General features: G+C 65.0%; 12 protein-coding genes. 5 read left to right on the plus strand and 7 right to left on the minus strand.

Annotated elements, in window-relative coordinates:
* Window positions 1–22: 22 nt before the first annotated feature.
* The gene (locus CH302_RS26420) at window positions 23–1399 is read right to left on the minus strand and encodes an HNH endonuclease signature motif containing protein (RefSeq protein WP_037187027.1); all 1377 of its coding nucleotides are present in this window, start codon (window positions 1397–1399) and stop codon (window positions 23–25) included.
* A 92-nt stretch (window positions 1400–1491) separates the two neighbouring features.
* Complete coding sequence (locus CH302_RS26425) at window positions 1492–2400, minus strand: NAD(P)/FAD-dependent oxidoreductase (RefSeq protein WP_037187029.1); 909 nt, start codon at window positions 2398–2400, stop codon at window positions 1492–1494.
* Between the two features lie 87 nt (window positions 2401–2487).
* On the opposite strand from CH302_RS26425, the gene CH302_RS26430 reads away from it, so the two are divergent.
* From CH302_RS26430 to CH302_RS26440, 3 genes are read left to right on the plus strand one after another with little or no spacing between them, the layout of a single operon-like run.
* Window positions 2488–2988 (plus strand): MarR family winged helix-turn-helix transcriptional regulator, encoded by a 501-nt coding sequence (locus CH302_RS26430; RefSeq protein ID WP_052047401.1) that lies wholly within the window; start codon window positions 2488–2490, stop codon window positions 2986–2988.
* The gene (locus tag CH302_RS26435) at window positions 2972–3397 is read left to right on the plus strand and encodes a nitroreductase/quinone reductase family protein (RefSeq protein WP_230596132.1); all 426 of its coding nucleotides are present in this window, start codon (window positions 2972–2974) and stop codon (window positions 3395–3397) included. Before CH302_RS26430 ends, CH302_RS26435 begins: the two co-directional genes overlap by 17 nt.
* Window positions 3398–3441: 44 nt before the next feature.
* Window positions 3442–3822 (plus strand): phage holin family protein, encoded by a 381-nt coding sequence (locus CH302_RS26440; protein ID WP_037187032.1) that lies wholly within the window; start codon window positions 3442–3444, stop codon window positions 3820–3822.
* Here the strand turns inward: CH302_RS26440 and CH302_RS26445 are convergent.
* Both CH302_RS26445 and CH302_RS26450 read right to left on the minus strand, forming a co-directional pair.
* Window positions 3819–4688, minus strand: coding sequence for a 1,4-dihydroxy-2-naphthoate polyprenyltransferase (locus tag CH302_RS26445; protein ID WP_037187034.1), 870 nt, complete (start codon window positions 4686–4688; stop codon window positions 3819–3821). The genes CH302_RS26440 and CH302_RS26445 overlap by 4 nt on opposite strands.
* 47 nt (window positions 4689–4735) lie before the next feature.
* Entirely contained in the window at window positions 4736–5992 is a 1257-nt protein-coding gene (locus CH302_RS26450; protein WP_141216734.1) for an Hsp70 family protein, read from the minus strand.
* A gap of 159 nt (window positions 5993–6151) precedes the next feature.
* On the opposite strand from CH302_RS26450, the gene CH302_RS26455 reads away from it, so the two are divergent.
* Window positions 6152–9397 (plus strand): BTAD domain-containing putative transcriptional regulator, encoded by a 3246-nt coding sequence (locus CH302_RS26455; protein ID WP_176460777.1) that lies wholly within the window; start codon window positions 6152–6154, stop codon window positions 9395–9397.
* Here CH302_RS26455 and CH302_RS26460 read toward each other — a convergent pair.
* The 3 genes from CH302_RS26460 to CH302_RS26470 all read right to left on the minus strand — a co-directional run bounded on the left by CH302_RS26460 (window position 9394) and on the right by CH302_RS26470 (window position 12025).
* The gene (locus tag CH302_RS26460) at window positions 9394–10227 is read right to left on the minus strand and encodes an ABC transporter permease (protein WP_037187037.1); all 834 of its coding nucleotides are present in this window, start codon (window positions 10225–10227) and stop codon (window positions 9394–9396) included. The two genes, CH302_RS26455 and CH302_RS26460, sit on opposite strands and share 4 nt — an antisense overlap.
* On the minus strand, window positions 10224–11177 hold the full coding sequence (locus tag CH302_RS26465; RefSeq protein WP_037187039.1) for a daunorubicin resistance protein DrrA family ABC transporter ATP-binding protein: 954 nt from the start codon (window positions 11175–11177) through the stop codon (window positions 10224–10226). Before CH302_RS26465 ends, CH302_RS26460 begins: the two co-directional genes overlap by 4 nt.
* 68 nt (window positions 11178–11245) lie before the next feature.
* Window positions 11246–12025, minus strand: a complete 780-nt coding sequence (locus CH302_RS26470; protein ID WP_037187041.1) for a PIG-L family deacetylase — start codon at window positions 12023–12025, stop codon at window positions 11246–11248.
* Window positions 12026–12087: 62 nt separating this feature from the next.
* Here CH302_RS26470 and CH302_RS26475 point away from each other — a divergent pair, with 62 nt between their 5' ends.
* Window positions 12088–13764: an alpha/beta hydrolase gene (locus CH302_RS26475; RefSeq protein ID WP_176460778.1), complete on the plus strand. Its 1677-nt coding sequence runs from the start codon at window positions 12088–12090 to the stop codon at window positions 13762–13764.
* Window positions 13765–13798: the final 34 nt, after the last annotated feature.

Here is a 13798-nt window from a genome sequence, read left to right on the forward strand (position 1 = left end):
ACCAACCCTATGCGATCGGTTTTCACAGGGTCGGCGCGGTGAAGTAGTGATTTCCGAGAGGGTCGACGATATGAAGGACACCTTCCGGCAGTAGTTCGGTGCGCCAGAGCTTGCGCGTTTTGAGGTTGTGGTGGAGCCGGCAGCGTGGGCCGATGTTCGTCTGGATCGTCCAACCCCCTCGCTCCGGATTCTGCCGATCGAATTCGACGATGTGGTCGAGGTCGCACCGCTCCGAAGGCACGTTGCAGCCAGGATGCAGGCAGTACGGATGTTCGGCCCGAACCTGCGCGGCAAGGGCCCTGCTCGGCGCGTAGGTCAGTGCCCCCGGCGGCGGGGTCGTCATGCCTCCGTGTCCGTCGGGGTGTAGGGCGTGGACGGCGCGAGGATTGTTCTCGACGATGGCACGCCAGCGTTCGATCAAGGTCCCTCCGCCCGGTCTCGATCGAGTCGCTGAAACAGGCGGCGGTGCGTCGGGTGGCCGTGCATCGGGTGGGAGCGGGTCCGTCGGTGACTTGTCCAGTTGCTCCCTCGTCGGGCGCTCGGGTCCCGGCGGTGCGGAACTCGTTCCCTCGGTGGCTGTTTCACCGGTGGCGTCGGCATTTGCGTCCGAACGTTCGGGCTTCACTGCCACCGGCTCACCGTGTTCGGGAGCCTCGGGATCCGCGACGTCACCTCGAGAGGTCAGGCACGTCGAGCACTCGCACAGCAGTGTCTCGCCGCGCATCAGTGCAGTCTGTGCGTCGCCCCGTCGTTGATCGTCCGAACGCGGATCCTCGGGGTGCAAGCGGGAGACTTCGGCACCGATTCGCGAAAGCTGTTCGTCGGCTTCGCCGTCGGTCATCACGGCGGTGAGGCTCGACAGTCCTCGTGCCCGTCGACGAACCCGGATGCGCTTCTCTGTGCGCGCGGCACGCTTGCGTACTTCGCGGTCCCAATCCGGATCGGCTTCGGTGAGCAGTCGGTCGATCTCGCGACCCAGGGTGCCCGGTGCCATTTCTGCGGCAGCTTTGAGAACCTCGGCTTCGATGGCGACGACTGTTTCCGGACGCGCATGAAGCAGATGGTCGTGGATCGTCTTGACCCGCTCCATGTCGAGCGAGCCGTCGATGAAACTGTTCCGTACGAGGGGACGCAGTTGACGCCACATTTGAAGCTTGTTGTGAACGGCGGCGAAGGTGGACGACAGTGCCGCAGCAAGTTCGCAGATCGCCGAGCTGTAGAGATCCTTTTCGGTCACTCCTGTGTCCCACGGCGAGGCGCATAGTGTTCGGCCATGAACGTAGTCGTCCATGAGCGCCAGTTCCGATGCGGCAGCGGCGTTTATCGTCCGGCGCGCACCGAGAACGTCGGCGAGTGCACAGTGATCGTGCGCCATCCACGTCGACTCGCGTAGCCCCATGTCACCCCCCAGCGACGAAGAGTCGAACTCGTATTCGACCCGTTGCCGAGAAGTGTAGAACCGACCACCGACAAGTTCTGATCACGAGACGATCATCGCGAGCGAACGGCCAAGGCGACATCGAGAGCCAGCAGGTAGTGATTGATGTCGATCGCTGCCCGAGAGCCAGCTGCTGCCGAATTGATCAATTGTGCCGGCGAGTCCGAGACGTTGCCCGCTGCCCACAGTCCGTCCACGCTGGTGCGGCCGGTCGGGTCGGTTGCCACCCATCTGTTCTCCAGCTGCGCGCATCCGATTCGGGTGAGCAGACTGTCGTTGGGGACGAACGTCGGGCCGACGAAGACGACCGCTCTGGGAACGACGGTGCCGTCGACGAGTTCCACGCCTTCGACTACGCCGTCTTCCGCGACGAGCCGAGACACCGGTACGTCCACGATTCCGACGGACCGGGCGTCGAGTCCGATCCGTTCGTCTTCGGTCAGTTCGATCCCGTTGGTGAAGAAGATGACGTCCGACGACCATTGGCGAATCAGCGAGGCCTGATGGACGGTGAACGGTCGATTGGATCCGCCGATCACGGCAATGGGTTGATCTCGCACCTCGTAGCCGTGGCAGTACGGGCAATGCAAGACCCCCGAGCCCCAGTGCTCGCGTACGCCCGGAATGTCGGGCAGTTCGTCCCGCAGCCCCGTGGACATCAATACCGATCTGGAATCGAGGACCGAGCCGCTCTCGAGGTGCACCGCGAAACTGTCGTCGATGCGAGTGACGTTGCCCTGCAGAATCTCTCCGCCGTATCGGATGACCTCGTCGCGGCCGGCCTCGCGTAGCTCGTTGGGGGATGCGCCATCACGCGACAGAAAACCGTGAACGTGATCTGCAGGCGCATTGCGTGGATGCCCGGCGTCGACGAGGACCACCCGTCGTCGTGCGCGAGCCAGCAGTGTCGCGGCACTGAGTCCGGCGGGGCCGCCGCCGATCACCACGGTGTCGTACGTCAAGACGCCTCCTCGTGAATGAGTCGATGAGATGAATTAGGCTGTGAACGTAGCAGAACTGTCAACCGGTTAACAATATTGGTGGTGACGATGACCGACGCATCGCTTCGTGAGCTGACCTGCGCACGGTGGGCGGAGTTCAACCCCGACCTCGACGCCTCGCCGATGCAGGTGGTTGCCCAGATCAAGCGCATCGTCGCGCTCCTCGAGATGGCCGTCGAACCGATTTACGCCGAGGCCGGCGTCACGGTGGCCGAAGTCGAATTGATGGTGCCGTTGCGCTACGGCACCGAACCCGTGACGGCAGTTCGGTTGGCCGAATTGCTCGGCATGACGCGCGCCGGAGTCAGCAAGGCGTTGGGAAAGCTCGAACGTCGCGGCTTCCTCGAGCGCGTGCAGAATGCAGAGGATCGGAGGTCTGCGTCGATCACGTTGACCGACGCGGGCAAAGATGTTGTGGACGAGGTCTTTCCGCGCGAGCTCGCGGCTCACGGCCGATTGTTCGACGCGTTGGGTGCGCGACGGGAGCGGGTCCTCGAAGCCCTCGATGTATTGGCCGAGTCGATGGAGGACGGTGTGTCCTCGCAGTGACGACTCCATCGGCCTGCGACGCCGCTACGCTCGGCAGCACGTGCAGGGCAATCCCGGAGGCGGCACAGTGAACACCTTTCAGAAGTCGGCAGCAGCGTTCAACAAGGTTTTTGTGGTCGTCATGAAGGCACCGGTACTCGACAGAGTGCTGGGGCGGTCGATGGGAATCCTGACCTACACCGGCCGAAAATCCGGCAAGGAGTTCTCACTGCCTGTGGCCTACAAGCGAACGGGCAATCACGTCAAAGTTGCGGTGGCCGTGCCGGACAAGAAGAACTGGTGGCGAAATTTCGAGAACGACGGCGGTCGAGTCGATATCGACCTCGGCGGCGTCCATCATTCCGGCCTTGCCGTGGCGACTCGTGACGATCGTGGGCGAGTAACTGTCGACATCGACTTGGAGCGCTGAATACGTCGTAGCCGTGGGGCGCTGACGAACCCTACGATGGCGCCATGAACTTTTTGATTCGGCTCGTGATCAACGCCGTTGCCATCTGGGTTGCCAAGGAATTCGTGGACGGCATCACTGTCACCAGCTCGGGGCGCGGCGATGGGTGGGACATCGTGGTGCTGCTCGGTATCGCGGCCGTGTTGACGGTCGTCAATGCGTTCATCAAGCCGCTGGTGCAGCTCATGTCGCTGCCACTGCTGATTCTGACTCTCGGGCTGTTCACTCTCGTGATCAACGCGTTGATGCTGTTGTTGACGGGTTGGCTGTCGTCGCAGACCGGCTACGGCCTCGAGATCGTCGGGTTTGCCGCGGCGTTCTGGGGCGCGATCATCATCTCGATCGTGAATTTTCTGCTGGGCGCGTTCGTTCCCGACAAGCGTTAGGCGAAGGCCAACGCCACGCCGGTGCTCGCGCCCCAGACGAGCATCGCCAGGCCCGAATCGCGCAGTGCAGGAATCAGCTCGAATCCGTGAGCTCCCTTGCGCACCGGGGAATTCGCGCGAGCGGCGAAGGGGAGCGCGAGCAGGCCGACCAGTGCCCATGGGGTGCGAGCGATCAGAACGACGGTCATCGCGAACGGCACCACCAGTAGCGCGAGATGCAGGTAGCGGGTGCGGGCGTCGCCCAATCGAACTGCGAGAGTGAGCTTCCCGGATTCGGTGTCGGTGGGGATGTCGCGAAGGTTGTTGGCAACCAGGACTGCACTCGAGAACGATCCGACGGCCACCGCTGCCAGTACTCCCGCCCAGTCGATCGTCTCGGCCTGCACGAACTGGGTGCCGAGAACCGCAACGAGACCGAAGAACACGAACACGGCGATCTCACCGAAACCGCTGTAGCCGTACGGCTTCGAGCCGCCGGTGTAGTACCAGGCACCGGCGATGCAGACGAGTCCGACGATGACCAACCACCACGCGCTCGTCGCAGCCAGGACCAGTCCGGCCACTGCACCGACTGCGAAGCAACCGATGGCGGCTTTCTTGACGGCTCCGGCGGACGCGGCCTTCGAACCGACCAGCCTGAGGGGCCCGACTCGATCGTCGTCGGTGCCGCGGATTCCGTCGGAGTAGTCGTTGGCGAAGTTGACGCCGACGATCAGAGCCAACGAGACGATCAGCGCCAGCAGCGCCTTCCACCACACTCCTCCGTCCAGCGACACGGCCGCACCGGTGCCGACGAGGACAGGGGCGATCGCGTTCGGGAGTGTGCGCGGTCGCGCACCTTCGATCCATTGCGCAGTGGTGGCCATGAGCGAGGATCTTTCCGTATCTGTCCGACGGGTGAGAACGCGGCCGGTCAGAACGGCAGGCGCGGCAATACCGGTAACGGGATGACGGGCATCTGAACGCCCGGAATCTGTGGCAGGGGCACGGTCGGGGCAGGCGGAGGTGCAGGCGGGTAGTAGTGCGGCTGCTGGTACTGCACGTAGGGCGAGGAATCGGCGGCAGCAGCCGGAGGCGCGGTGGTGGTCGGTGGGGGAGGTGGGATGTCGGGGATCGGTGACGGTGTGGCCGTCGTGGTGCTGGAGGCCGCAGGCGTGGTGGTTCGCGGAACCGAATCACCGACGCTGGCGGGGGTGCTCAGCGGTTGACTCTCGTCGCTGGATCCGAGTGCGGTGAACAGTCCGATCGCGGCGATGACGCCTGCGATCGGTAGTGCGATCATGCCGAGTCGCGCGAGTGCTGGACGGTGCGAGACGAGGGGTGGCACGTGGGTCGCATCGACATGGGTGGCATGCACTGCGGCACCACCGGCGACGACCAGCTCGGGCCTGTCCGGGACGATGACCGGCAGCTGCAGGAAGCGTTCGAGGGTGGCCCGGACCAACGGAACGTTGGACGTCCCGCCGATGGCGATGACCGCGTCGGGATAGAACTCGGCCTCGCGGCCGAGTCGGCGCACCGTCTCGGCGGCCTCCTCGGTGGAGCGTGCAATGGACAGCTCGAAGATGTGGCGCTCGAGGAGGATGTGCTCGCCATCGGGTGTGCTGGTGGTCAGGTGCGAGGACAGTGCTTCCTTGATTCCGCGGCAGAAGGCCGTCAGCGCACTGTCCTCGTCCGGAGATTGGGGCGGACGCACTATGCCGAGACCGAGTATGTGTTCCCGGACCACTGCATCGAAGGAGGCACCGCTGATGGCCGTGGATCGCGCCGAACCGTAGGAGCGGCCGGACTCGACGTCCACGATGTCGACGTCGACTCCGGTTTCGCCTGCGTCGAACAACGCGATCGTTCGGTGGTGGGAGGGGAGCCCTGGGCGTAGGTACTCCATTGCCGCGCCGGTTTTGTCGATGAGGTGGACGTCGGAGACGTACTCCTCGGCCAGCGCGTCGGCGATCTCGGTGCGTTCCTCGGGGGTGCGATAGGCGACGCCGAGTGATTGGGGCGCGTCCGGACTGTCGACGACGCCGCGGACGACGCGCGCGACGTCGGATGCCGTAGGGGAGAGCTGCCAGTCGTCGAATGGGGTGCCGTCGGTCCATGCGCCGTCTTCGGTGGTCCGCGCCGTGCGAATGCCGCACGTGCCCAGGGACACACCCACTGACGAACGCATCGCTTCTCCGGCCTCTCCATTTCGGTGACGGTGTTCAGGTATGAAGAACTCGCCCTCATGGCAGGCGACGTGAACACTGTACCGTCTCGCGGTTTGGTTAGAGGCTCGAAACAATCCGAACGTCAGGTCGAGGGGGTCCCATCATCGGCCTACGATCTGGTGGCAGTGCCCAACGACATCGCGCCTCCTCGAACGAAGCACCTCACCAGCGACTTCCCGGTGGTGGGGATCCTCGGCGACGTCGCGACCCGAATCGACAGCGATCTCGTTCCGGTACCGGGTGCGCGGGCGCAGGCCCTGCTGGTGGCCTTGGCGCTGGTGCCGGGGCGCATGCGGTCGGCACAGGTCCTCATCGACGAGGTGTGGCAGGACGAGCCTCCCCGTTCGCCGAAGAACGCTCTGCAGACGCAGATCTCTCGGCTCCGTTCGGTGTTGCCCGCGGGCGTTCTCGAAAGCGATCGCGGCGGCTATCGGTTGGCTCTCGACACCGAGGAGACCGACCTCGGCCGCGCGCGTGTCCTCACCCGTGCGGCCGAGGCTCGACTCGCTTCTGCGCAGTGGCAGGACGCCCTCGACGGCGCGCTCGACGCCCTGAGCCTGTGGCGAGGGGAGCCGCCGGAATCGGTCCGAGTACAGGCCGAACTGCTCGAGGCGGCGCTGAGGTCCGTACAGATCTCGGCGTTACTGGGGTTGCGCCGTTTCGATGACGCCATCCCGCTCGCACGGGCGAGAGTCGCCGCAGATTCAAGCGACGAACTCGCCACCGCCGACCTCATGCGTGCAATGCACGGCGCAGGCAGATCCAACGATGCCCTGACGGTGTTCGTGGCGTTGCGAACCGAACTCGCCGAACGTCTGGGAACCGACCCGTCGCCGGCCGTGACCGCGGTGAACACCGAAATTCTGGGACAGACCGCACCGAAGATGCTGCAGATCATCGGTCTGCGCGCCGCACCGAACGCACTCATCGGACGAGGCGACGACGTCGACGCGATCGAGGAACTGCTCGGCAGTTCTCGTGTCGTCACTGTCCTCGGCCCCGGCGGTGCGGGTAAGACGCGGATCGCACACGAGCTCGGTCGCCGCGCTGCGGCCCACATGTCGGTGGCGTTCGTCGAACTGGCTTCGCTGCGCAGCGAGGAGGATGTCGCCTCGGCGATCGGAGCGACCCTCGGGCTCACCGAGGCCGACGTCAAGGTCGGTGGGCTTCAGGTCACCCGGATCCATTCGATTCGGGAACGACTGGTTGATGTCTTCTCGACGCGGCGGGGATTGCTGATTCTCGACAATTGCGAGCATGTGATCGACGAGGTCGCGGTGGTGGTCGACGCCCTGGTGGCGTCGACCGACGCGGTGACGGTGCTGGCGACGTCGCGTTCCCCGATGGGGATCACGGCCGAGTCGGTCTTCCCCCTGCCGTCGTTGGGTGTCACCGGCTCGAATTCGCCTGCGACGGAACTGTTCTGCATCAGGGCGCGGGCGGTCCGGCCGTCGGCGCGCCTCGAACCCGACGCCGTGGCCCGACTGTGCCGTACGTTGGACGGCTTGCCGTTGGCGATCGAACTGGCTGCGGCGCGGGTCAAGTCGATGAGCGTCGAGGAGATCGACGCGAGGCTCGACCGTCGCTTCACGCTGCTGCGATCGGCGGATCGAACCAGGCCGGAACGGCATCGGACGTTGCATGCCGTCATCGACTGGAGCTGGAATCTGCTCGACGCCACCGAGCAGGCGGCGCTGCGTCGACTGTGTCGATTTCCGGCGGGATTCGATCTCGACGCCGCGAGGCAGGTGGCGCAATGGGCTGCAGTGGAGGATGTTTCGGTTGCGCTCGACGGTCTGGTGAATCAGTCCATGCTCAGCGTGGTCGAGACGCCGATCGGTATTCGGTACCACATGCTCGAGACAGTGCGCGAGTACGGCGAGGAGCAACTCGACGCCAGTGGCGAGGCCGGAGCCGTCGCAGTTCGGCTGCGCGAGTGGTCGACATCGGTCGCGGTTCGAGTATCCGCCGGCTACTCCGGTGGGCACCCGGCCGAGATGGTCGCGCTCATGGAAGCCGAACACGACAACCTGCTGTCGGTGATGAGACATTCGTTCGGGCAACAGTTCTCGGACAACGTGTGCACGTTGTTCTCGGTACTGGGCTATTTCTGGGCCATGCGTGGGGCGCATTCGGAGGTGCTCAACTGGGCAGACAGAGTGCAGGCCAGCATGCGTGACGGGATGCTCGGAACGCCCGACGACAATGCCGCGATGGCCCTGCTGGTGCTGGCGGCGCACTACGCCTACGGCGGAAATCTGCGTCGGATAGCTCGCATCAGGGTGGACCTCCGGCACCTGCTGCACAGTCGGGTGGGGATGTCGCCGGGGCTGCGCTTCAACTCGGAGGTTCTGGTTCACCACGCCGGGGGTCGGGGTGTGGCCCGCAAGCTGGCCCTTGCCATTCGATCCGAACACGACGACGTTCGCTGCAACGCGTACGTCGTTCGCTCGATGCTGGCTCAGAACTCGGGTCGCCTGTACGAGTCGATCCGAGACGGCGAGCAGGCGCTCGTCATCGCACGGCGTAGGGGCGACCTGTGGGCCGTCGGCTCGACAGCGCAGACGCTGGCCAGCTCGTACGGGCTGTCGGGCGACTACGCACGGGCCGTGGAGTACTACCGAATCTCGGCCGACGTCATGTGGGAGATGCACGCTTTCGAGGAGAGCGTGCAGACGCGCACTTTTCTTGCGATGGCGTTGATCGGGGCCGGTCGTGTCGACGAGGGACGCGGATTGATCGACGAGTTGGAAGCCGTGGCGCACGGGCAGGAGATCACCCTCGATCCACCCTCGGACAACGACATCGGTGCCCGCTGGGATCGCGCTCAGCAGCGGTCGAGTTCCGCGTCGCTGACGGCGGCGCGGGCTGCGGCGGATCTCGAGGACGGTGCCGTCGAGCAGGGTCTCGAGGGTTTTCGCGGAGCCTTGGCGTTGGGTGGTTGGCCGTCGGAGGATCCGAGTGATCCGTTCATGACCATTCTGGTGTGTGCAGCCGTCGGCGCGCACGTTCTGCACGGTCGTGCCGAGGACGTGGCCGATGCAGTGGCGGCGTTGACGCGCAAGCCGTGGAATGTGTTGGTGCCGGGCGGTTTCTACGACATTCCGATGCTCGGCGCGGTGGCGTGTGCGGTGGGTTCGTTCGAGATTCACAGGGGAGATCGGGCATTGGGGGTGCAGTTGTCGGCGGTGTCGAAGAAGGCGGTGGGTCGGCAGGACTTCCCGACGATGCAGATCGATCGGCATCTGAGAGCGGCCCGAGCGATTGCCGGTGACCGCGAGGTCGATGCCGGGCTCGCTCGGGCCGCTGAATTCACCAGAAATGGTGCGCTGCAGGAAATTCTGCGGTTGCTCGCGCTGGTCTAGGCCTTGCGCATGTACATTCTGACGGTCAGTGGGGCGAAGATCGCGACGATGACTGCGGCTCCGACGAGTGAGTACACGACGTGAATACCGAAGTGCCCGTTGTTCGCCAGCTCTCGGACCGCCGTCACCAGGTGTGAGACGGGATTGACATCGGCGAAGGCGCGGAGCCAGCTCGGCATCGTGCTGGTGTCGACGAAGGCGTTGGACAGGAACGTCAGTGGGAACAACACCAGCATCGAGATGCCCTGGACCGAGGAGGCTTTGCTCATCAGGGTGCCCAGGAGCGCGAAGATCCAGCTGATCGCCCAGGCGCAGAACATCACCAGCAGCACCGCCCCGAGGAGACCGAGTGCTCCGCCCGCCGGGTGATAGCCCATCGCGAATCCGGTGAGAAAGCAGACGACCGCGGCGATGAAATAGCGGATGACGTCGGCCATCAATGCGCCTGCAAGCGGGGAGATTCGAGCGATCGGGAGTGATCGGAAGCGGTCGAAGACACCCTTGTCCATGTCTTCTCGCAGCTGGGTGCCGGTGACGACGGAACCGGTGATGACTGTCTGGACAAGAATTCCCGGCACGATCATCGGTAGGTAGGAGCTCACGTCTCCGGCGATCGCGCCGCCGAAGATGTAGCTGAACATCAACGTGAAGATGATCGGCAGCAGCACCACATCGGTGAGTTGTTCCGGATTGTGGCGGAGCTTGAGCAGTCCGCGATATCCCATCGTGGCGGACTGTGCGGCGGTGCGGGCCAGGCCGATGTGTCGCACGACAGGTCGGTCGGCGGGGTCGATGTACGTCGACGCTCGTGGGGTGAGGGTGGTTGTCATGCTGCGTCCTCGTCTGCGTTCTTGCCGGTGAGAGTCAGGAAGACCTCGTCCAGGCTGGGTTTGGTGACGGTGATTTCAGTGACGTCGATTCCGAAGTCGCGCAGTCGAATCAAGATGTCGGGGGTCATCGACGTGTCGGTCATCGGTGCGGTGAGTCGAGCAGACTCGGGGCTGACGGACACCTCGACGCCCAGCTGCTCGGCAACCAACACTCGGGCGTCGTCGATCCGGTGTCGGTCGGTCAGAGTCAGTGCGAGAGCGGATGTACCCACCGACGACTTGAGCCCGTCGGCGGTGTCGTCGGCGATGACGCGGCCGTGGTCGATGACGGCGATTCGATCGCACAGTTGGTCGGCCTCGTCCAGATACTGGGTGGTGAGAAGGACGGTCGAGCCCTCGGCGACGAGGCGTCGGATGGTGTCCCACATCTGCGCTCGGGTGCGGGGGTCGAGCCCGGTGGTCGGCTCGTCGAGAAACAGCAGCGGTGGTGCCGAGATGAGGCTCGCTGCCAGATCGAGGCGTCGACGCATGCCGCCGGAGAACATCTTCAACGGTCTCGACGCCGCCTCGGTCAGCCCGAATTCCTCGAGGAGTTCGACGGCCTTGGCTTTGCTCTCGCGGCGACCGAGCCCGAGTAGTCGGGAGAAGACGACGAGATTCTCGGTCGCGGTGAGGTCCTCGTCGACCGATGCGTACTGGCCGGTGACGCCGACGAGCGACCGGACGGCGGTGGCGTCGGCGACGACATCGTGGCCGAAGACGCGGGCCGAGCCTCCGTCGGGTCTCAGGAGAGTGGCGAGCATGCTCACCGTCGTGGTCTTGCCCGCGCCGTTCGGTCCGAGGACGCCGTACACCGCCCCGGTGGGAACGGTCAGGCTGACGCCGTCGACTGCGCGGTGCTTACCGAATGTCTTGACGAGGTTCTGAGCCTCGATTGCTGGTGTGGTCATGGGGCCAACGATCGCCCCGGGCGCTTGCACGACGCGTACGTCGCGCTTGCGTCCGCTGTCCGGCCAGGTCAGAGTGGGAGTGAGGTCTCCGTGAGGCCGACGCCACCGGTGCCGCGTAGCTTTCTGAACCATTCGGTGCCGAACGCGGTGGCGAGGTCCTCCAGAGGCATCTGCAGAAACGGTCCGAAGTCGCCGACCTGTGTTTCGTGGGCTTCCATTGCTGCCCGTTTGGCGTCCATCACGCTGGACACGTCGACCACCGTCGTGATCTCGGTTTCCGGCAGACCGAACGTCTCCATGTCCGGCGGTGACGCTTCCTCGCCCCAGTGCGGATTGGCCTCCATCAACTTGCGCATGTGATCGCGGTTGGTGGTGGTCTCGTAGACGAATGGGGTCTCGGCGATCTCGGTCGCGCGCTTGCCGACGACGTGAACCTGGATGTGGTCCGGATGACCGTAGCCACCGTTCGGGTCGTAGATGGTCACGACATCGGCGTGCTCCTCGCGGAGTACGTCGGCCAGGCGTTGGGCTGCGGCGTCGACGTCGACGTTGCAGAACGCGTCCGGGTTCGCGTTCTCCGGAGTACCGGCCATTCCGGAATCGGCGTAGTGCAGCCGCACGATGCGGGAGACTCCGAGAACGGCGGCCGAACGATCCAGCTCGACGCGTCTGCGCTCGGCCAGTGTCTCGCCGTCGGTGAGGATTCCGTCGGGGTACTCGCCGAGGGCACCGTCGGTGGCGGTGACCAGGACGACGCGGTGGCCTGCGTCGGCTGCGAGACGCATCACGCCACCGGTGCCGAATACTTCGTCGTCGGGATGTGCGTGGAAGCAGACCAGAACACTCATGTGGTGAATGCTTGCATGTCGAAGAGGGTGCGGCCCAGTCGGCGGGCAAATACGATCTGCGGATGACCACACAGCGGTCGGCCGCGATTCGTTCTCATTGGCAGGATTCACGGGCGGATCGGTACTGCCGCGCACTGCATCCAGTCGGGATTTTCTTTGCTCTGGTGTTCTTCGCGCTGTCGATGACTCCGTCACTGCTGCCCAGAGCCTGGTATCTGCAGGCGGTGGCCACGGGAATGAGCGTCGCGATCGGATACGGCGTCGGATGCCTCATCGCGTGGGTGGTTCGGATCTGTGGGGTGTCACCGAACTGGTCCGAGCAGTGGCGTCGCCGCGGGTGGTGGGCGTTGGCCGTTGCCGCGGCGGTGGCGATTCCGCTGTTCCTGATCTTGGGGTCGTGGTGGCAGCAGATCGTCCGCAAGCTCGTCGGTGTCGAGGATCCAGGCAGGCCGCTGTACGTCGCGGTGCTGGTGGTTTCCGTGGTGGTTGCCGTGGCCGTGCTGGCGTTGGGTCGTCTGCTGCGGCGGGCATCTCAGGCGTTGACGCGGTGGGGCAAGCAGTACGTGCCGAAGCCGGTCGCGAGGATCGCCAGCGTGGTCGTCGTAGCCCTGTTGGTGGTGTTCGCCGTCAACGGCGCGTTGATTCGCGGCATCGTGGCGGTCGCGGAGAGTTCGGCCTCGACTGCAGACCGCGGCAACCACGAGGGCGTCGAGAAGCCCACCGCGGCCGAGCTGTCGGGTTCGGACGCGTCCAACGAGGAGTGGGATTCCCTGGGGCAGGAGGGTCGACGCTTCGTCGTGTCCGGGGTATCGCCGGACGAGATCAGTGAGTTCACCGGAAGGCCTGCGGTGCAACCGATCCGTGCCTACGCGGGCGTGGAGTCCGCGGACACCGTCGAGGGCGTGGCCGAGCGAGTGGTGGCAGAACTCGAACGCACGGGTGCGTTCTCCCGCGCTGTCCTGGGCGTCGCGACCACCACCGGACGGGGGTGGGTGAACGAGAACGTCGCTCGCCCTTTGGAATACCTGTACGACGGCAATTCGGCGATCGCGTCGATGCAGTACTCGTTCCTGCCGAGCCCGATGGCGTTTCTGGCCGACCGCCAGACTCCACAGGATGCCGGACGGGCTCTCTTCGAGGCGGTGTACGAGGTGTGGAGCGAGCTCCCCGAGGATTCGCGACCGAAGCTGGTGCTGTTCGGCGAGAGCCTCGGTGCCTACGGCGGACAGGATGCGTTCAGCGGCGCGCAGGACATGATCGCGCGCATCGACGGTGCCCTGTGGGTCGGTAATCCCAACTTCACGCCGCAGTGGGCGCGCATCACCGGTGGGCGCGACGCCGGATCCCGCGAGATCCTGCCTGTCATCGACGGCGGCGAGCACGTTCGTTTCGCCAGCTCGTCCGGTGACCTCGACATCGGCGGGCAATGGGACGAGCCCCGAATCGTGTACTGGCAGCACGCATCCGATCCCATCGTGTGGTGGTCTCCGGATCTGATACTGAACCGGCCAGACTGGCTACGAGAAACCCGTGGTGCCGACGTCGATCCAGGCGTGCAGTGGTTCCCGTTCGTGACCTTCTGGCAGTTGACGTTCGATCAGGTGTTCTCCACCGACGTCGACGACGGCCACGGCCACAGCTACGGAGCCGACGCGGTGAACATGTGGGCAGACATCCTCCAGCCGCCGGGCTGGACGGATGCGGACGTCGAACGGTTGTACGAGGAAATGGCGGGCTGAGGCGTCGGCCGATCGGTTGTCCGCCCACCCACCC

The organism is Rhodococcus sp. 15-2388-1-1a, assembly GCF_002259145.1.
Classification (GTDB): domain Bacteria; phylum Actinomycetota; class Actinomycetes; order Mycobacteriales; family Mycobacteriaceae; genus Rhodococcoides.